At 41.6% G+C, this 19899-nt stretch carries 15 protein-coding genes, 1 tRNA gene and 1 pseudogene; 2 read left to right on the top strand and 15 right to left on the bottom strand.

The genetic code is table 11. The features are described from left to right. Positions 1–144 precede the first annotated feature (144 nt). The 3 genes from IMO47_RS09775 to IMO47_RS09765 all read right to left on the bottom strand — a co-directional run bounded on the left by IMO47_RS09775 (position 145) and on the right by IMO47_RS09765 (position 3552). Positions 145–756 carry an OmpW family outer membrane protein gene (locus tag IMO47_RS09775; RefSeq protein WP_196075325.1) on the bottom strand — a complete coding sequence of 204 codons (612 nt, stop codon included), beginning with the start codon at positions 754–756 and terminating at the stop codon, positions 145–147. A gap of 380 nt (positions 757–1136) precedes the next feature. Further along, the gene (locus IMO47_RS09770) at positions 1137–2552 is read right to left on the bottom strand and encodes a Na+/H+ antiporter NhaC family protein (protein WP_196074548.1); all 1416 of its coding nucleotides are present in this window, start codon (positions 2550–2552) and stop codon (positions 1137–1139) included. Between the two features lie 130 nt (positions 2553–2682). After that, positions 2683–3552 (bottom strand): alpha/beta fold hydrolase, encoded by an 870-nt coding sequence (locus IMO47_RS09765; protein WP_196074549.1) that lies wholly within the window; start codon positions 3550–3552, stop codon positions 2683–2685. Between the two features lie 120 nt (positions 3553–3672). Between IMO47_RS09765 and IMO47_RS09760 the strand changes: the two genes are divergently transcribed. Continuing rightward, positions 3673–4161 (top strand): DUF4442 domain-containing protein, encoded by a 489-nt coding sequence (locus IMO47_RS09760; RefSeq protein WP_004826250.1) that lies wholly within the window; start codon positions 3673–3675, stop codon positions 4159–4161. 450 nt (positions 4162–4611) lie between these two features. Here IMO47_RS09760 and IMO47_RS09755 read toward each other — a convergent pair whose 3' ends face one another. Next, positions 4612–4968 carry a hypothetical protein gene (locus tag IMO47_RS09755; RefSeq protein ID WP_009584442.1) on the bottom strand — a complete coding sequence of 119 codons (357 nt, stop codon included), beginning with the start codon at positions 4966–4968 and terminating at the stop codon, positions 4612–4614. Positions 4969–5235: 267 nt separating this feature from the next. On the opposite strand from IMO47_RS09755, the gene IMO47_RS09750 reads away from it, so the two are divergent. Beyond that, positions 5236–6600 carry an amino acid permease gene (locus IMO47_RS09750; protein WP_196074550.1) on the top strand — a complete coding sequence of 455 codons (1365 nt, stop codon included), beginning with the start codon at positions 5236–5238 and terminating at the stop codon, positions 6598–6600. Positions 6601–6696: 96 nt separating this feature from the next. On the opposite strand, the gene IMO47_RS09745 is transcribed toward IMO47_RS09750, so the two are convergent. From IMO47_RS09745 to IMO47_RS09695, 11 genes and pseudogenes are all read right to left on the bottom strand, one after another. Beyond that, complete coding sequence (locus tag IMO47_RS09745) at positions 6697–7254, bottom strand: hypothetical protein (protein ID WP_196074551.1); 558 nt, start codon at positions 7252–7254, stop codon at positions 6697–6699. A gap of 84 nt (positions 7255–7338) precedes the next feature. Further along, positions 7339–11532 (bottom strand): DNA-directed RNA polymerase subunit beta', encoded by a 4194-nt coding sequence (gene rpoC / locus IMO47_RS09740; RefSeq protein WP_196074552.1) that lies wholly within the window; start codon positions 11530–11532, stop codon positions 7339–7341. A gap of 157 nt (positions 11533–11689) precedes the next feature. Continuing rightward, on the bottom strand, positions 11690–15778 hold the full coding sequence (gene rpoB, locus IMO47_RS09735; RefSeq protein WP_196074553.1) for a DNA-directed RNA polymerase subunit beta: 4089 nt from the start codon (positions 15776–15778) through the stop codon (positions 11690–11692). A 307-nt stretch (positions 15779–16085) separates the two neighbouring features. Then, on the bottom strand, positions 16086–16457 hold the full coding sequence (gene rplL / locus IMO47_RS09730; protein ID WP_004826239.1) for a 50S ribosomal protein L7/L12: 372 nt from the start codon (positions 16455–16457) through the stop codon (positions 16086–16088). Positions 16458–16505: 48 nt separating this feature from the next. Then, positions 16506–17012 carry a 50S ribosomal protein L10 gene (rplJ, locus tag IMO47_RS09725; RefSeq protein WP_196074554.1) on the bottom strand — a complete coding sequence of 169 codons (507 nt, stop codon included), beginning with the start codon at positions 17010–17012 and terminating at the stop codon, positions 16506–16508. A 365-nt stretch (positions 17013–17377) separates the two neighbouring features. Then, a complete protein-coding gene (gene rplA / locus IMO47_RS09720) occupies positions 17378–18073 on the bottom strand; it encodes a 50S ribosomal protein L1 (RefSeq protein WP_004826236.1) in 696 nt (231 codons plus the stop codon). A 3-nt stretch (positions 18074–18076) separates the two neighbouring features. Next, a complete protein-coding gene (gene rplK, locus IMO47_RS09715) occupies positions 18077–18505 on the bottom strand; it encodes a 50S ribosomal protein L11 (RefSeq protein WP_001074682.1) in 429 nt (142 codons plus the stop codon). A 118-nt stretch (positions 18506–18623) separates the two neighbouring features. After that, positions 18624–19157 carry a transcription termination/antitermination protein NusG gene (gene nusG / locus IMO47_RS09710; RefSeq protein ID WP_004718486.1) on the bottom strand — a complete coding sequence of 178 codons (534 nt, stop codon included), beginning with the start codon at positions 19155–19157 and terminating at the stop codon, positions 18624–18626. 7 nt (positions 19158–19164) lie between these two features. Continuing rightward, complete coding sequence (secE, locus tag IMO47_RS09705; protein WP_196074555.1) at positions 19165–19605, bottom strand: preprotein translocase subunit SecE; 441 nt, start codon at positions 19603–19605, stop codon at positions 19165–19167. A 74-nt stretch (positions 19606–19679) separates the two neighbouring features. After that, positions 19680–19755, bottom strand: a tRNA-Trp gene (locus tag IMO47_RS09700). Between the two features lie 51 nt (positions 19756–19806). Continuing rightward, a pseudogene (locus IMO47_RS09695) lies at positions 19807–19899 on the bottom strand (elongation factor Tu); the annotation flags it as partial.

The following is a 19899-nucleotide window of genomic DNA, read 5'->3' as shown; positions in this document are numbered from 1 at the left end:
GTCATGAGTTCTAGATTAAATTGATTTTGTGCATTGTTATATAGTCAAAAATGACTATTTTTTATGGTTTCTTGTTTCAAAAAAATTGATCATTTTAAAAATAAAAAGCTCGGTATATGTACCGAGCTTTTTATATCAGTCTACTTAGAATCTATAGCTATAACCTAAAGTATAAATAACCGGATCGATATCTAAGTCAAATTTTGCAGCAGTTGCTCCACCGGCAGTTACTTTCACTTCTGGGCTGAGTTGCGCATAGCGTGCATCAAAGAAAACACCCCAGTTTTTTGCATCGGCTGGCTGGAAATTAAAGCCAATTTGACCCGCAAAACCAAAATCGTCTTTCACTTTTACTTTGGTGCCTGATAATGCACCTGTTGACTCTTCATCCCACGCAACAAATGCTGTACCACCTAAACCGATATATGGTGTAAAACGAGTTGAGTTTTTAAAGTTATATTTAAAAGTAACAGTAGGCGGCAAATGTTTAAGTTTAACTGCTTTTTGACCATCCAAATTTACATCATGGCTGATCGGTGCAGCTAACAAAAGCTCAGCTGAAAATGGTGTTTCACCAAAGAAATATTCTACTGAAGGTGTAAAAGCATATTCATGATCAGCTTTCACAGTCCCCACACCTGCAACATTGATGTCTTGAGTAGGTGAAATCACCGAACCACCCACTTTGACTTGCCAATCTGCAAATGAAGCAGAAGAAATTCCCATTAATGTAATAAGAGCAAGTTGCTTCAACATTATAAAATACCCCGCGTTGTTATTAATTAACATTAAACATAGGTATTAATTATTTTGCAACATTTATTTAAATGCAAAAAACTTATTTATTTTTAAGTACTTGTTATATATATAAATTTATTTTAATCTTATCAAAATGGTTGGTTTTAAAAACCAACCAAATTAATCAAGATTATTAAGGGTTTTTATAATAAAACCAGATTTTATTATAAATTAATAATGCAAATAAAATACATTTTATATTTATTAAAACATAAGCATGATTAAATTTCTTTGCACTGGTTAAAAGATTAAGCTATGAATAATCAAATACTTTTATAAGCATAAAAAAGGCTGTCTAGATATCATCATAAACAGCCTTCAATATGACCAATGTGAATCTACAGGACCATTGCCGCAATCCAGCCAAAGACCAATAAAGGAATATTAAAATGGATAAATGTAGGAACGACCGTATCCCAAATATGATCATGCTGCCCATCCACTCCTAAACCAGCTGTAGGTCCAAGTGTAGAGTCTGAAGCAGGAGAACCCGCGTCACCAAGTGCTGCTGCTGTCCCAATCAATGCAACTGTTGCCAATGGAGAAAAGCCAAACTGCACACACAAAGGGACGTAAATAACAGCAAGTACAGGTACACTAGAGAAAGATGAGCCAATCCCAATCGTCACAAACAAACCAATGAACAGCATTAAAAATGCCGCCAAAGCTTTATTGTCACCAATCAAATGCACCACACCATTGACCAGATGATTGATATCCCCCGTATGCGTCATCACCGAGGCAAATCCGGCAGCAGAAATCATGATAAAACCAACCAATGCCATCATGCGCATGCCTTGCACAAAGACGTCATCTGCTTCTTGCCATTTAAAAATTCCTGCCGCAGAGAGCACGGCAAAACCGACCAAGCCACCCAAGATCATTGAACCTGAATACAGCTGCGAGACCAACGTTAAAGCAATTGCCAGCAAAGCCATCAAAATGGTTTTCTTGGCAATCACAGGCGCTTGTTTGGCTTCTTGTTCCAAAGCCAGACCATCTGCTTTCAGCTCTTCAACATTGACCGCCCTGAGTGGCTTATCTAAATCAATTGTTGTAATGGGTGCAACGTTACGATCCACGTAGATACGAGGCTTACGATAACTGATGAATACAGCGACGAGAGTCCCTACCACCATACCAAGCACGGGAATAGCCATTCCCATCGGCATCATGCTCCGTTCAACATGCAGATGATACGCTGCTCCAATTTTGTTGATATTTCCCATTAAAATTTGCTCTAGGAAAATTGCACCAAAACCGACAGGAAGAAAAATATAGGTTCCAACCAATCCCAATGTCAGTACGCATGCTGCTGCACGACGGTCAAGCTTCAAATGGTTCATCACCTTTAATAACGGTGGGACAAGCACTGGAATAAAAGCAATATGCACGGGAATTAAGTTCTGAGAACAAATTGCGGCTATCAGCAATATTCCCAACAATAAGAATTTTACTTTTGTTGCTTGCTTTTGAGTCGCTTCCATCCCCAATAAGCCAATCAACTTATAAGCCAATAAATCAGGTAAACCCGATTTAGACAATGCCAAGGCAAAAGCACCCAATACGGCATAGGCCAGTGCAACTTCAGCACCATCCCCCAACCCCGCATTAAATGCTTCAACAGTATCTGCCAAACTTAAACCAGCGACCAACCCACCTATAATTGCTGAAATAACCAATGTTAAAACAACAGAAACTCGTGCCAGTGACAGAATAAACATCACGGCAATCGCAATAACGACAGCATTCATAGAGAAATTTACGAAAATTTGAAAGGCGATACTTTAGCAGATTCATGGCAATGAAGCTGCAATTTCATCCAACTGATCATTCAATAGCGAGGTGATAAATACACATCACCTCGCTACGACAAACAAAATTTTAATTATTTTTCAATGCAAACTCTTGAATATATTGTGCAATTTCTTGAGGTCGACTGAGTACAGCCCAATGATTTGCATCAACCTCGACACGCTCAAATTGAGTTGCCCACTTTGGAACTTCATCAATTAATTCTGGACTCACAAACTTATCTCTTAAAAGTACAACCGCCTGTACTGGGCAAACAGCAAAGCGCTGACGCGGACGAGTTAAACGTGGCAGGAAATTAGCACGATATAACCCAATACCATGCTCACCATCTTTCGCAATATTTGAGTTTAAAGGCAGATCTTTTGTTTTTTCTAATTGAGTTAAAATTGCCCCCCAACGCTGCGGACTAAAAAAATGCCAGACGGTAGGTGCAAGAATCGGCAGTTGAAAAGCAACGATGTACCAAGATTTCAATAATTGTTTAAAAAATTTAGGTTTTTCATGTAAAAACTGCTCACGCATCCAAAATGCGGCATGATCTAAACATGGTCCTGACATGGTGGTATAAGACAAAATACGATTTTTAAATTTTGTTTCAGTAACCGATTCCCAAGATTGAATTGACCCCCAATCATGGGCAGCTAAATGAAACTGACGTTCGGGCAGTAATTCATTGACCACACATTCCAAATCTAGCGATAACCGCGGTAAAGCATAATCACGGATACGTTTTGGAATAGAGGATTGCCCTGCACCACGAACATCATAGGTCACAATATAAAATTGTGAAATCAATTGCTCTATAATCGGTTCCCAAACTTCCTGATTATCAGGATAACCATGCACCAAGACCAACGCGGGGTTTTCAGCATTCCCCCATGTTTTTGCATAAAGTTTTTGCTTATCCTGTGTCGAGATCCAATAAGTTTGCGCTTGCATTGAGTCACCTTTTATTGTTTTCACCATTGGCTATGATTTCGCTCTAGAGGGCATTTCGATCAATGCCACTTTGCTTTGAGTTCTTTATTATGGTTGAAAAATAGATAACTAGAATTGACCATGAATGTGCTAATCAAGAAACTACAGACAATTCCATTTGTATCTAGATTTATGTTGAATCATTTTTCTCCATACAAAGGTGCAGGAATTGAAATCGAAAAAATTGATCTGAAAAACTATCATATTCGGGTCAAAATGCCACTGACACGCAACAATCAAAACATTGTTGGGGTTCACTTTGGTGGCAGTTTATATTCGATGGTCGACCCATTTTATATGCTGCTTTTGATGCATCACCTTGGTCCTAAATACATGGTGTGGGACAAAGCTGCGAGCATTAATTTTCTATCACCGGGCCGCAGTACCGTTTATGCCGATATTCGATTGGATGCTGCTGAAATCGAACATGTTAAAGATCTGGCACAGAACTATAAGCCTGTGTATCGTAACTACACTTTAAATATTTTTGATGATTCAGGGTTACGAATTGCTGAAGTACAAAAAACCGTTTATATCCGTCGTAAGAATCCACATCCGTTAAAACGTTAATGACTTTAGTAGACGACATTCAATATCGTTTAAACATACTTAATGGTCTACTAAATAACGTGAGTTCGATGCAACCACATATTTAACTTATTGAAAAACATTAAGTCTCGGCGGAGTCTTGCTGAGTTTTCACCCAATTTCAGGATCAGCCTGCGGCTCGCCATACTTTTGTTTTGGCATGAGGAGCGAAGCTCCGCAAGGGCAACCATCTTGCGCAGCGGTATCGCTGCTCACCGCAAAACTCGTCAACCACTAGCAACATATTTAATCAGTCTCAGAAACAATACCTTGTAGAAGTAGTCCTGCCTCAAACAGTAGCGGATGACGTTTCCGAGTATCATATTTCATCAAGAGTTTTTATCGAACTCAGGTTAAATATAAACGATAGAAATAAAAAAAACGCTATGCTGAATCAATACAACATAGCGTTTTTATCGTTCATTGAGTGACTTATTTGTTTTGCTCAATGGCTGCACCTGCGCCACCACCGATTGCACCACCAATCGCAGCACCTGCATCACCACCTAGAATACCTTTACCAATCACTGAACCAATACCCGCACCAACACCACTGTAAGTTGCATTGCGATTTGACCCATTACTTGCCTTGCTTCCTACAGCCGCACCACCACCTGCACCAACAGCCGCACCGATACCATTACCTGCATGATTACCCAAGCCACCACCAACAGCACCACCCAGCGCTGCGGAACCGATACGCTTATCATTTGCAGACATGTTTTCACAACCTGTAAGCATCACGATAGGTAAAGCCACACACATTATGGTCATTATTTGCTTTTTCATGCCCTTATTCCTTCTGTTATTACAACAAGTCAATCAAACATTTTTTCCACTTGAAATTATCTCATGGAAAGTAAAGATAAATTCGTGAGGAAATGATTGCTTTATTGCATCCATTTGTAACTTTGTTTAACACAGGGCAATGAATTGATGTTCTGATTCACCGCCTGCAAATGATGTATTCGTGCACGGTAAATCGCTTATTTTATGGATAAAAGCATGAACTCGCTAGCAAGCTCCTATAAACTATAGATAAGACTGGAGCTTATCATGTCACAAACTTCCACTTTAAAACGGGGACTCAATACCCGTCACATCCGTTTCCTGGCTTTAGGTTCTGCTATTGGCACAGGTTTATTCTACGGTTCAGCCTCAGCCATACAGCAAGCAGGTCCATCGGTACTACTGGCTTATATGATCGCCGGGATTGCGATTTACATCGTGATGCGTGCTTTAGGAGAGATGGCTGTTCATCATCCTGTTTCAGATTCATTTAGTCATTATGCGTCTGAGTATATTAGTCCATTTGCAGGTTTTACCACAGGTTGGACCTATGTTTTTGAGATGGTGATTGTTGCAATCGCAGACGTCACCGCTTTTGGAATATACATGGGTTTCTGGTTTCCTGATGTGGCGCGTTGGGTCTGGATTTTGTCACTGATTTTCTTTTTGGGTGCAATTAACCTGATCCATGTCAAAGTCTATGGTGAGCTGGAATTCTGGTTATCCATCGTTAAGGTCACTGCCATTATTGCCATGATTTTGGGTGGTTTTGGCATCATGCTCTACGGTTTGCATATTCCACATACTGAATTTAGTTCAGGTATATCGAACCTTTGGACACATGGTGGTTTCTTTCCCAATGGTATTGCTGGTTTTATTGCCTGTTTTTCTGTGGTTGTTTTTGCATTTGGTGGAATTGAAATCATTGGTGTAACCGCTGGAGAGACCAAAGATCCTAAAGTCGCAATTCCTCAAGCCATCAATGCAGTTCCTTTTCGAATTATCCTGTTCTATGTACTGACGATTTTTGTACTGATGTCGATTTTCCCTTGGAATCAAATCGGTTCGCATGGCAGTCCATTTGTACAAATATTTGAAAGTTTAGGAATCAAATCCGCTGCTGCAATCCTGAATATTGTGGTGATTACGGCTGCTGTTTCTGCGATTAACAGTGATGTTTTTGGTGCCGGGCGGATGATGTATGGCATGGCAATTAAAGGCAAAGCACCGGCAAGTTTTGCTAAAACATCAAGAAATGGTGTGCCATTTATGACCGTCATTGTGATGGCAAGCGTGCTTTTGGTTGGAGTCCTTTTAAATTACCTGATTCCTGAAAATGTTTTTGAAATCATTGCTTCGATTGCAACTTTTGCAACTGTTTATGTATGGTTAATGATTTTATTGGCACAGTTTGGTATGCGAAAAAAACTCAGTGCGAAAGAAATTAAAGCGCTCGATTTTCCTGTAATCGGATGGCCGATTGCACCGATTTTAGCCACAGCATTTATGATCTTTGTGATTGCCATGATCGGTTATTTCCCTGCATCACGTCCCGCCCTTTATGTGGGTGCGGTTTGGCTTGCCTTATTGGCTGTTGCCTATCAACTCTGGGTAAAACCTCGACACGCTTAAACTTAATGATCGATTCACATCGACTATAAAGCCGCTGAACTTCAGCGGCTTTATTATATTTTAATCCGTCTCCTTCTTTCTAAAGCCTGAAACGCATCATTTTTGTTTTTTAAAAAATTGCTGATGAATATTGATGATCACCGCAGTAATAAAGCCCAATAGCCCCAATAACGCAATAAGTAAAATAGCAAAGTAAAACAGCTCAGCCAAAATAATCCCTAGTTTATATTCATACAGTATTCTAAATAAAAAACTATTTTTAACCCGTATAGACACCCATGAAGGGTTTAAGTGCCATAGGCTTAACGTTATTGCAAAGCCGATACAAAAGCAAAAAAAGCTCAAAACAATCACTGCATCAAGAGGCTTAAACTGATTGGGCTTAGGTATTTCATCCGATTCATCTTTAACAATTAAATAAATGATCAACACGGCCCAAAATGGACAAAGCAAGGTTAGATAGCTTTTAACAAAAAAACTAAAATACTCAAGCTCACCTGTGCTGGTACTTTGGATTTTTAATGACTGATTGATCCATTGCGCCATATCAACTTGCCAGCTCTGCTCGATTGCAGGTGCAGGCAACAGGATCAACAGCAATAATGGGCAAATCGACAGCAACGCTAAAGCCATCACAACAGGATTTATTTTCATTGTGGATCAATTTTAATTTCTATTTTTTGATTATATAAAAAAAGACGCCCTTGGGCGTCTTCTTCATTTCAAAAGCTGTTTAACTTAGAAAGAATCTTCGTTTAAAGCTTGAGAGAATGCTTGATCAACTTCAGAGAAGTCATTTACAAGCTCATGCTCTGCAGCTTCTGCTTCTTGACGACGACGCTCTAGGTGGTATGCAAGACCAGTACCTGCTGGAATCAAGCGACCCACAACAACGTTTTCTTTCAAGCCACGTAAATCATCTTCTTTACCTGTTACAGCCGCTTCAGTTAACACACGTGTGGTTTCCTGGAACGATGCAGCAGAGATGAACGAGTCTGTAGAAAGCGATGCTTTGGTAATACCCATCAATTGACGTTCATACTTCGCAGGGAACTTGTTCTGAGCCAATACCGCTTGGTTTTCGCCCACAACGCGGATGTAATCCACTTGTTCACCTTTGATGAAGCTTGTATCGCCGCCATCAGTAATGTCAACTTTACGCAACATTTGACGCACGATCACTTCGATATGCTTATCGTTGATTTTTACACCCTGTAAGCGGTAAACGTCTTGAACTTCGTTCACGATGTAGTTGGTTAATGCAACTTCACCTTTCAAACGCAAGATGTCATGCGGGTTCTGTGGACCATCAGAAATGGTTTCACCACGGTTCACATGCTCACCTTCAAACACGTTAATGGTACGCCATTTTGGAATCAACTCTTCATAAATTTCTGAGCCATCATCTGGTGTAATCACTAAACGGTTCTTACCTTTGGTCTCTTTACCAAAGCTTACAACACCTGAAATTTCAGCAAGGATTGCATGCTCTTTCGGCTTACGCGCTTCGAACAAGTCAGCTACACGCGGCAGACCACCGGTAATATCACGGGTACGTGAAGTTTCTTGTGGTACACGACCGATAACATCACCGACACCAATCGTTTCGCCATCACGAACAGTCACGATTGTGTTTTGTGGCAAGAAGTAGAACTGTTCGCCGCCATCGGTTGTATCCAACACAATTGCAGGACGTAAATCTTTACCAGACGCAGGACGTGCTGTTACCGGCAAGATTTCAACAGTCGTCATACCTGTTGCATCATCAGTTTTCGATGTTGCAGTTACACCATCAGCAATTTGGCTGAAGCGTGCTTTACCCGCAACTTCTGTTACCAATGGATGTGTATGCGGATCCCAAGTTGCAACAATACCGCCGCCTTCTACTGGTTGACCATCTTTGATCAAGATAGACGCACCGTATGGAAGTTTATAGCGTTCACGTTCACGACCTAAGTCATCCGCAATACCGATTTCACCTGAACGTGAAACAGATACCAAGTGACCTTTGGCATGTTGAACAGTTTTAACGTTATGGAAACGAACTGTACCCTTGTTACGTACTTGAACGCTGTTAGCAGCAGAAGTTCGGCTTGCAGCACCACCCACGTGGAATGTACGCATGGTTAACTGTGTACCAGGTTCACCAATTGATTGTGCAGCCATTACCCCGACAGATTCACCTGGGTTCACCAAGTGACCACGAGCCAAGTCACGACCGTAACATTTCGCACATACACCGAATGTTGAAGCACAGTTTACTACTGAACGTACTTTAACTTCATCAACACCGTTATCTTCAAGGAACGTTGCAAGTTTCTCGTCGATCAATGTGTTACGCGGAAGAAGGACATCATCTGTACCTGGTTTCTTCACATCTTCAGCAAGTACACGACCCAATACTCGAGCACCTAAGTTCTCGATCACATCGCCACCTTGAATGAACGGAGTCATTACAAGACCATCATAGGTACCACAATCTGGCTCAGTAATCACCAAATCTTGTGCTACATCGACAAGACGACGTGTTAGGTAACCAGAGTTCGCAGTTTTAAGTGCCGTATCTGCCAAACCTTTACGTGCACCGTGTGTTGAAATGAAGTACTGGAGTACTGTCAAACCTTCACGGAAGTTTGCTTTAATTGGGGTTTCAATGATCGAACCATCTGGTTTCGCCATCAAGCCACGCATACCTGCAAGCTGACGAATCTGAGCAGCCGAACCACGGGCACCAGAGTCAGACATCATGTAGATACTGTTGAATGATTTTTGCTTCTCGTCTTCACCCTGTTTGTTTTTAACAGTAGTGAATGACAAGTTATCCATCATCGCTTTTGCAACTTGGTCGTTTGTACGCGCCCAAATATCGACAACTTTGTTATAACGTTCACCAGCAGTTACGAAACCTTGCTCGAATTGTTGTTCAATTTCACGAACTTCAACTTCAGCTTTTTCGATGATTGCTTGCTTTTGTGGTGGAATCAACATGTCTTCCATACCCACAGAAACACCTGAACGTGTTGCTTGACGGAAGCCCAGGTACATCAATTGGTCAGCAAAGATAACAGTATCTTTCAAACCTAATTTACGGTAGCAAGAGTTAATCAATTTAGAGATGTTTTTCTTGGTCATCTCAACGTTGATTTGTTGGAAATCCATACCTTCAGGAACAACTTCCCAAAGTAAGCAACGACCTGGTGTCGTATCTACAACAATGGTTTGATGTTCACGGTTACCGTTGTCATCAATTACTGTTTGGTGTACACGTGCTTTTACACGTGCATGTAGATCAACCTGGCCTGTTGCAAGCGCACGGTTAACTTCATGCGTGTCCGCAAACACCATGCCTTCACCTTTGGCATTGATTGCATCACGCGTGATGTAATACAAGCCCAATACAACGTCCTGAGAAGGTACGATGATTGGTTCACCGTTTGCAGGTGACAAGATGTTGTTGGTCGACATCATTAACGCACGAGCTTCTAGTTGAGCTTCAAGTGTTAATGGTACGTGAACCGCCATTTGGTCACCATCGAAGTCGGCGTTAAACGCAGCACAAACGAGTGGATGCAAACGAATCGCTTTACCTTCGATCAGGATAGGTTCAAATGCTTGAAGACCTAAACGGTGAAGGGTTGGCGCACGGTTCAACATAACAGGATGCTGACGAATTACAGATGCAAGAACGTCCCATACTTCTGGTGTTTCACGCTCAACCATTTTCTTCGCAGCTTTAATGGTTGTTGCTTGACCTGAAGCTTGTAGTTTCGCAAAGATGAATGGTTTGAATAATTCAAGTGCCATTTTCTTTGGAAGACCACATTGGTGTAAACGTAATGATGGACCTACGGTAATTACCGAACGGCCCGAATAGTCAACACGCTTACCGAGTAAGTTTTGACGGAAACGACCTTGCTTACCTTTGATCATATCAGCCAAAGATTTAAGCGGACGTTTGTTCGAACCTGTAATCGCACGACCACGACGACCGTTGTCCAACAATGCATCTACAGACTCTTGTAACATACGTTTTTCATTACGTACGATAATGTCTGGTGCAGCAAGATCAAGAAGACGCTTTAAACGGTTGTTACGGTTGATTACACGACGGTAAAGATCGTTCAGGTCAGAAGTCGCAAAACGACCGCCTTCAAGCGGAACCAATGGACGAAGATCTGGCGGAAGTACTGGAAGTACATTCATCACCATCCATTCTGGTTTGTTGTTTGACTCTTTGAACGCTTCCATCAACTTCAAACGTTTAGACGCTTTTTTCAGCTTAGTTTCTGAAGTTGTATTTGGAATTTCTTCACGTAAACGAGAAATTTCAGCTTCAAGATCAATGTCTTTCAACAAATCCTGAACTGCTTCGGCACCCATTTTAGCGCTGAATTCATCACCGTGTTCTTCTAACGCAGTAAAGTATTCTTCATCGTTAAGAAGTTGGTACTTTTCCATTGGCGTCATGCCAGGATCAGTCACCACATAAGATTCGAAATACAATACACGTTCGATATCACGCAACGTCATATCAAGCAGTAAACCGATACGGCTTGGTAATGATTTCAAGAACCAAATATGAGCAACAGGAGAAGCCAATTCGATGTGACCCATACGCTCACGACGAACTTTCGCAGTTGTTACTTCAACGCCACATTTTTCACAAATGACGCCTTTGTATTTCATACGCTTGTATTTACCACACAAGCATTCATAATCTTTTACTGGACCAAAGATTTTGGCACAGAACAAACCATCACGTTCTGGTTTAAAGGTACGGTAGTTAATGGTTTCTGGCTTTTTAACTTCACCGTGAGACCATGACTTAATCATTTCTGGTGACGCAAGACCAATACGGATGCGATCAAACTCTACTGGAGCATGACCGTCTGAGTCCGTCTTTTTGCGCATGATATCGAGCAAGTCTTTCAATTTTTTTCTCCGTGTGCCGAAGAGGCTTTCTCTCTACGGCTGGGTCACAAATATTGTTTTTTCACTGAGATTGGGAATCTCGAAATCCCCCTGAGTCCTGCTTTACTAAAGAAGGACTTCTCCCCCTCTTTGTTAAAGAGGAAGCGGGGGAGATTTCTTAGTCACCATTTTTCAGTTCAATGTTGATACCTAAAGAACGGATCTCTTTGGTCAATACGTTGAACGATTCAGGCATACCCGGATCCATATAATGGTTACCATCTACAATATTCTTATAGATGCGAGTACGACCTTCAACGTCATCCGATTTCACAGTTAACATTTCTTGAAGTGTATAAGCAGCACCATAAGCCTCAAGTGCCCAAACTTCCATCTCACCGAAACGCTGACCACCGAATTGAGCTTTACCACCAAGCGGTTGTTGCGTCACAAGTGAGTAAGAGCCTGTAGAACGTGCATGCATCTTGTCGTCAACCAAGTGGTTCAACTTGAGCATGTACATATAACCGACAGTTACTGGGCGATCAAAACGCTCACCTGTACGTCCATCATACAATACTGTCTGACCTGTACGTGAAATACCACCAAGTTCAAGCAACTCTTTGATTTGTCCTTCTTCCGCACCATCAAATACTGGTGTAGCTAAAGGAACACCCTTACGCAAGTTACCTGATAACACCAAGATTTCTTCATCAGTCAAGCTATCAAGATCTTCTTGCTCGCCACCGACTTTGTTATAAATCTTGTCTAAGAATTCACGAAGTTCAAGAACAGTACGTTGTTCTTTCATCATCTTGTCGATCTTGTCGCCAAGACCTTTCGCTGCCATACCCAAGTGAGTTTCAAGAATCTGACCCACGTTCATACGTGATGGTACACCGAGCGGGTTAAGTACCACATCTACTGGAACACCATGGATGTCATGCGGCATGTCTTCCACAGGCAAGATGTTTGATACAACACCCTTGTTACCGTGACGACCCGCCATCTTATCACCAGGCTGGATACGACGTTTAACAGCAAGATAGACTTTAACAACTTTCAATACACCAGTTGTCAGTTCATCACCTGTTGAAAGTTTACGTTTTTTCTCAGCAAACTTCTCATCGATCTCGTGGCTCTTCTCTTTCAAGAACACTTGAATCTGAGTTAAACGTTCAGCAATGCCTTCGTCTGCCGGTTGAACTTCTAACAGATCAACAAGCTCTAAGTTAGACAATACGTCTTCTGTTAGCTTGTCACCACGTTTAGTTGTACCACCACCATTTGACTCTTGACCTTTCAATAAACGCACAATACGTTCACGAGCAGCTTCTTCAAAGATTTTGAACTCTTCTTTCAAGTCTTTACGATAAGCATCAAGTTGCGCTTTTTCAATTGCTTGAGCACGCTCGTCTTTCTCGATACCGTCACGTGTAAACACTTGAACGTCAATTACCGTACCTTTTACGCTTGAAGAAACACGTAAAGAAGAGTCTTTTACATCAGCAGCTTTTTCACCGAAAATTGCACGAAGTAATTTTTCTTCCGGCGTTAACTGTGTTTCACCTTTAGGCGTTACCTTACCAACAAGGATGTCACCTGCTGAAACTTCAGCACCGATATAAACAATACCTGATTCATCAAGTTTAGAGAGCGCTGCTTCACCCACGTTAGGAATATCGGCAGTAATTTCTTCTGCACCTAACTTTGTATCACGCGCTACACATGACAACTCTTGGATGTGAATCGAAGTCAAACGGTCTTCTTGAAGTACACGCTCAGATAACAAGATCGAGTCTTCGTAGTTATAACCATTCCACGTCATGAACGCGACACGCATGTTTTGACCAAGCGCCAATTCACCACCGTCAGTCGATGGACCATCAGCAAGAACGTCACCACGTCCCACTTTATCACCCAAGCTCACCAGAACTTTTTGGTTAATACAAGTGTTTTGGTTTGAACGCGTGTATTTGATCAAGTTGTAGATATCTACACCAGCTTCACCCGCGATCATTTCATCTTCATTGACACGAATAACAACACGAGAAGCATCAACGAACTCAATACGTCCACCACGTTTTGCAATGACGCACACACCAGAGTCATGCGCTACGTTTGCTTCCATGCCTGTACCAACAAGTGGCTTGTCAGCAAGCAATGTAGGAACAGCCTGACGTTGCATGTTTGAACCCATCAATGCACGGTTCGCATCATCGTGTTCAAGGAACGGAATAAGTGATGCAGCAACAGAAACAACCTGCTGAGCAGATACATCCATATGCGTCACTTTTTCTGGCGGCATACGAACGAATTCACCCTGATGACGTACAGAAACAAATTCTTCAGTCAGGTTGCCGTCTTTATCTACGCCAGAATCGGCCTGTGCAATCACAGTGCCTACTTCTTCAATTGCAGATAAATACTCTACATCATCCGTTACACGACCCTCTACAACTTTACGGTATGGTGTTTCCAAGAAACCGAAGTTGTTGGCTTTTGCATATACGGAAAGCGAGTTGATCAAACCAATGTTTGGACCTTCAGGTGTCTCAATTGGACATACACGACCATAGTGAGTTTGATGTACGTCACGTACTTCAAAGCCTGCACGTTCACGTGTCAAACCACCTGGACCAAGTGCTGAAACACGACGTTTGTGTGTAATTTCAGACAATGGGTTGTTTTGATCCATAAACTGAGACAATTGGCTTGAACCAAAGAATTCTTTGATTGCAGCAGCCACAGGTTTCGCATTGATCAAATCTTGTGGAGACAGGTTGTCTGTTTCAGCTTGGTTTAAACGTTCTTTTACAGCACGCTCAACACGAACCAAACCAACACGGAATTGGTTTTCTGTCATTTCACCGACAGAACGTACACGACGGTTACCCAAGTGATCGATATCGTCGACTTCGCCTTTACCGTTACGGATTTCTACCAAAGTTTTCAATACGTCAATGATGTCATCGTTAGAAAGAATACCTTCTACTTCACGAGACTTCTGATCTGTACCAACTTCATAAGGACGACCCAAACGACGGTTAAACTTCATACGACCTACAGGAGACAAGTCATAACGCTCTGTAGAGAAGAATAAGTTATTGAATAGGTTTTCAGCCGCTTCTTTTGTTGGTGGCTCACCCGGACGCATCACTTTATAGATTTCTACAAGCGCTTCTTCACGACCTGTTGTTGTATCCGCACGTAAAGTATCTGCAACGAAAGAACCACGGTCGATGTCATTGGTGAACAAGATGTTAAACTGTTTAACACCACCTTCAGCAATTTTAACCAAGACTTCATGGCTTAAAATGGTATTTGCAGCGATCACTTCGCCATCACGCAAAGTAATATCTTCAGCTGTAATACGCTCATACAGGTATTCATCTGGAACTGAAAGTTTAGTTAAACCCGCAGCTTCCATTTGACGAACATGGCGTGCGTTAATACGCTTACCTTGTTCAACAATCGCTTTGCCATCATTGTCTACGATATCAAATTGCGCCATTTCACCGCGAAGACGTTCTGGCACAAGGTCAATTTGATAGCTACCCATATCAAGATATACAGGTACTTTCTCATAGAACATGTCAAGAATTTGTTCATTGCTGTAGTTCAATGCACGTAGAATTACAGTCGCCAATAATTTACGACGACGGTCAATACGAACAAATACTAAGTCTTTAGCATCAAATTCAAAATCCAACCATGAACCACGGTAAGGAATGATACGTGCTGAATAAAGCACTTTACCACTTGAATGGGTTTTACCTTTATCGTGATCAAAGAAAACGCCTGGAGAACGGTGTAATTGAGATACGATTACACGCTCGGTACCATTGATCACAAAAGTACCATTCTCAGTCATGAGCGGCATTTCACCCATGTACACTTCTTGTTCACGTACGTCTTTGATAGATTTCGTTTCACGATCTTTGATGATCAAACGAATTTTAACGCGCATTGGTGCCGCAAAGGTTGAACCGCGAAGGATACATTCGCGAACATCAAACTCTGGTTTACCAAGACTATACTCAACGAATTCTAAAGCAGCATTGCCAGAATAACTTTCAATAGGAAAAACTGAACGAAATGCAGCTTGGAGACCGATATCTTCGCGATTTTTTGGAGTTTTGCCATCTTGCAAGAATGTTCTGTACGAGTCGACTTGAATCGCGAGCAAGTACGGAGCATGCATGACTTGGGGCAATTTACCAAAATTCTTACGGATCCGTTTCTTTTCGGTATATGAGTATGCCATCTGGAGTCCTCGGAAAGTAAACTAAGCCCGCCTGCAGAACGAACTTAGAAGGAATTACGCAGGTCGATATGACCACCACTTTTATACAAATGCTGCAAATTTCAGTGGTACAAAACGCTTAACAATATTTTTAAAGCTGAAAAATATTGGTAAGCGTTTGATTTTGTTTATTTGTTTTAAAAATTGATGATTTTTATATCAATCAATCTAAAATCGAGCCGATTATTGTAACGCAAAAAGGCTGATGACCCAAGAGCCATCAGCCAATTTGTGGAGCCGATTATAAAAAAATCGACTCCCCTTAAGATTACTTAAGTGTAACTGTAGCACCAGCTTCTTCAAGTTTCTTCTTAAGTTCTTCGCCTTCTTCTTTAGAAACCGCTTCTTTAACAACTGAAGGAGCGCCTTCAACAAGATCTTTAGCTTCTTTAAGACCAAGACCAGTTGCTTCACGAACTGCTTTAATTACAGCAACTTTGTTAGCACCGAAAGAAGTCAACTCAACGTTGAATTCAGATTGCTCTTCAGCAGCAGCAGCGCCAGCACCTGGAGCAGCAGCTACAGCTACAGCAGCTGCAGATACGTTGAATTTTTCTTCGAAAGCAGAAATAAGTTCAACAAGTTCAAGAACAGTTTTTTCAGCAACTGCGTTTAAGATTTCTTCGTTAGTTAAAGCCATGAGAATAACTCCAAATGGATATTGAATGGTGTGTGAAAATTTTTAAGCTTAAGCTGCTTCTGACTCGTTTTTCTCTTTGAGCGCTGTAATAAGGCGACCCAATTTCGAAATAGGAGCTTGAAGAACATTGGCAAGCATCGTAAGTGCTTTTTCTTGGTTTGGAAGATTTGCAATAACGCTAACATCAGCACCTTGATAAACTTTGCCATCAAATGCAGCAGCTTTAAGTTCAAATGCTTTGTTAGTTTTAGCAAAATCTTCAAACAAGCGAGCAGCTGCGCCCATGTCGTCTTCAGAAGTTGAAAAAGCTAGAATAGTTGGACCAACAAGGTTCTCATCCAAGATAGAGAATTGAGTACCTTCAAGTGCACGCTTAGCTAAAGTGTTACGCACGATACGTGTTTTAACACCTAACTTACGAGCTTCTACGCGAAGAGTAGTCAATTGTTCTACTGTTAAACCTTGATAGTCAGCAACAACAGCAGCAAACGCTGAAGAAGCAACTTCATTTACTTCAGCAACGATCTGTTTTTTGTCTTCGATAAGAAGAGCCATTGTAAAACCTCCTAACGGTGATTTATGCAATCCACAAATGGACTGCACTCCCAATTCGCAAGTCAATTTCTCAACTTACACGCGGAGGAGGAATCAATCACACCACCGCGTCTACTCAGACTGGTATTTTAAGAAGCAAATCCTAAGACCTGCCTCGCCTGAGGTCTTTGACGCTGATAAACTTACATCTATCAATTCAAAGTCCGCCTGAGAACCCATCAGCAAGTCAACCTTGCCAACTCACAAGATGAGAGAAAACCTCTGCTGAAGTCTCCCCCACTTTGCGCAAAATTTAAAAACCTTGTTTTAAATTTCACTCAGGACTTTAAAATTCTTTCATTGCAAATAATTATTTATAAAAATAATTACTTAGTAACGTTCTGTACGTCTACAACAAGACCAGGACCCATTGTTGAGCTCAAAGTGATCTTTTGAATGTAGATACCTTTAGAAGTCGCAGGTTTTGCTTTCTTAAGGTCAGCAATAAGTGCTTCAACGTTTGAACGAACAGCTTCAGCTGTGAAACCTACTTGACCGATCGCAGCGTGAATGATACCCGCTTTGTCTACACGGTAACGTGCTTGACCTGCTTTTGCATTTTTAACTGCAGTTGCAACGTCAGGAGTTACAGTACCCACTTTAGGGTTTGGCATTAAACCACGTGGACCAAGAATCGTACCCAACTTACCTACAACGCGCATTGCATCTGGAGCAGCAATCACAACATCAAAGTCTAAGTTACCCGCTTGAATGCTTTCAGCTAGATCATCAAAACCAACAACGTCCGCGCCTTCAGCTTTAGCAGCTTCAGCAGCAGCGCCTTGAGCAAACACAGCTACACGTACAGTTTTACCAGTACCTGCAGGAAGCGTAGTCGCGCCACGAACAACTTGGTCAGATTTACGAGGATCAACACCTAGGTTTACCGCAACATCCAAAGATTCTTTGAATTTTGCAGCAGGAAGGCTGCTAAGAACTTGTACTGCTTCTTCCAAAGTATAAACTTTGTTTGCTTCTACAGCTGCAGCAATGGCTTTTTGACGTTTAGTTAACTTTGCCATGTCTTATAGCTCCACTTCCAAGCCCATAGAACGCGCAGAACCAGCAATGGTACGTACACGTGCGTCTAAATCAGCACCAGTTAAGTCTGGTTCTTTAGTAGTCGCAATTTCTTCTAATTGAGCACGAGTCAACTTACCAACTTTAGTTTTGTTTGGTACAGATGAACCCTTCTGGATACCAGCAGCTTTCTTAAGAAGAATAGATGCAGGTGGAGTTTTCATGATGAATGTGAACGACTTATCGTTGTACACAGTGATCACTACAGGAATTGGAAGACCTGGTTCAACTTTTTGTGTAGCAGCATTGAATTCTTTACAGAATGCCATGATGTTCACACCACGTTGACCTAGTGCAGGACCGATTGGTGGAGATGGATTCGCTTTACCAGCTGGAACTTGCAGCTTGATATAGCCGTCAATCTTCTTAGCCATTTCAAATTACCTCTGGGTACAAACGCCTTTTAGAGCTCCCCAAGTTTTCAAGTAACGATACCGTTACAACAACAATGCCCGATCCATAACAAATCGAGCGCTTTTTGAACAATTCAAATTAAATTGTTTTTTCGACTTGACGAAATTCCAATTCAACTTGAGTTGGTCGATTAAATACGTTAATCGTCAACGTTAAACGCGATTTTTCGTACTGAACTTCTTCCACCACACCCTTAAAGTCTGTGAATGGACCGTCAGTCACAAGTAATTCTTCACCCGGCTCGAACATCGTCTTAGGACGAGGTGCTTCACCTTTGTTGTGTACACGTGCAAGAATCGCATCAGCTTCTTTTTGCGTAATTGGCGCTGGTTTTTCAGCAGTACCACCGATGAAACCCAATACTTTTGGACATTCTTTAACAATGTGCCAAGTTTCATCATTCATTTCCATTTCGACCAATACGTAGCCTGGAAAGAATTTACGCTCTGATTTACGTTTCTTACCATCCTTCATTTCTACCACTTCTTCGGTAGGAACAAGGACTTCACCAAAACTATCAGCAACAGCGCTACGCTGGATTCGATCATTAAGTGAACGCATCACTTGTTTTTCATAGCCTGAATAGGCATGAATAATGTACCAACGTTTCATAGCTCTCTTACCCGATAATAAACTTCATAAACCAACCGATGATATAGTCAAAACACCACAAAATAATTGCGGCAACTACAACAACGAGGAGAACCTGCCATGAAGTGGTTACTGTTTCATGTTTCGTAGGCCAAGTGACTCGACGCAGTTCGATACGCGAATCTTTAAGCAAACGAACAAAGCCTTTGCCTTGATGGGTGGCGTATAATAAACCTAAAGCTACGATGATACAAGCTAAAATTACCCCAATACGCACCCAGATGCTATTTGCTGGTGCCCAATACGCTGGAAGATATTGATTTGTCATCAAAGCACAGCCAAATAAAGCCAATGCAATGATCCACAAAATAAAATCAAACGAAGAACTTGTCTTCACCATTTCAGCTGAATTGTTGCTTTGAGGAATTGCCGCGCCGCCTGTTGCGTCACGTGATTTATCGTTCGACATTTTTGTACTCGTCGTAGGTTTCGCGACTTATTATATGACCAGTTTAGCCGACATCAAGTTTTTTATTTAAAAACTGGCAGGTCAGGAGGGACTCGAACCCCCAACATTCGGTTTTGGAGACCGACGCTCTACCAATTGAACTACTGACCTAATAAGCAAACCGAGAGCCGCAACTCTCGGTAAGAATAAACATTTTAGCGATTATGCAGTTACTTTAGCAACTACACCAGCACCAACTGTACGACCACCTTCACGGATCGCAAAACGTAGACCTGGGTCCATTGCGATTGGGTG

This window comes from Acinetobacter sp. Res13-Abat-PEC15-P4-01 (assembly GCF_015676285.1).
GTDB lineage: Bacteria > Pseudomonadota > Gammaproteobacteria > Pseudomonadales > Moraxellaceae > Acinetobacter > Acinetobacter nematophilus.
This window is presented reverse-complemented; position numbering and strand designations above follow the sequence as displayed.

Coding starts and splice junctions, on each gene's coding strand:
- IMO47_RS09775 (WP_196075325.1), bottom strand. CDS start 756: ATGTTGAAGCAACTTGCTCTTATTACATTAATGGGAATTTCTTCTGCT.
- IMO47_RS09770 (WP_196074548.1), bottom strand. CDS start 2,552: ATGAATGCTGTCGTTATTGCGATTGCCGTGATGTTTATTCTGTCACTG.
- IMO47_RS09765 (WP_196074549.1), bottom strand. CDS start 3,552: ATGCAAGCGCAAACTTATTGGATCTCGACACAGGATAAGCAAAAACTT.
- IMO47_RS09760 (WP_004826250.1), top strand. CDS start 3,673: ATGAATGTGCTAATCAAGAAACTACAGACAATTCCATTTGTATCTAGA.
- IMO47_RS09755 (WP_009584442.1), bottom strand. CDS start 4,968: ATGAAAAAGCAAATAATGACCATAATGTGTGTGGCTTTACCTATCGTG.
- IMO47_RS09750 (WP_196074550.1), top strand. CDS start 5,236: ATGTCACAAACTTCCACTTTAAAACGGGGACTCAATACCCGTCACATC.
- IMO47_RS09745 (WP_196074551.1), bottom strand. CDS start 7,254: ATGAAAATAAATCCTGTTGTGATGGCTTTAGCGTTGCTGTCGATTTGC.
- rpoB (WP_196074553.1), bottom strand. CDS start 15,778: ATGGCATACTCATATACCGAAAAGAAACGGATCCGTAAGAATTTTGGT.
- rplL (WP_004826239.1), bottom strand. CDS start 16,457: ATGGCTTTAACTAACGAAGAAATCTTAAACGCAGTTGCTGAAAAAACT.
- rplJ (WP_196074554.1), bottom strand. CDS start 17,012: ATGGCTCTTCTTATCGAAGACAAAAAACAGATCGTTGCTGAAGTAAAT.
- rplA (WP_004826236.1), bottom strand. CDS start 18,073: ATGGCAAAGTTAACTAAACGTCAAAAAGCCATTGCTGCAGCTGTAGAA.
- rplK (WP_001074682.1), bottom strand. CDS start 18,505: ATGGCTAAGAAGATTGACGGCTATATCAAGCTGCAAGTTCCAGCTGGT.
- nusG (WP_004718486.1), bottom strand. CDS start 19,157: ATGAAACGTTGGTACATTATTCATGCCTATTCAGGCTATGAAAAACAA.
- secE (WP_196074555.1), bottom strand. CDS start 19,605: ATGTCGAACGATAAATCACGTGACGCAACAGGCGGCGCGGCAATTCCT.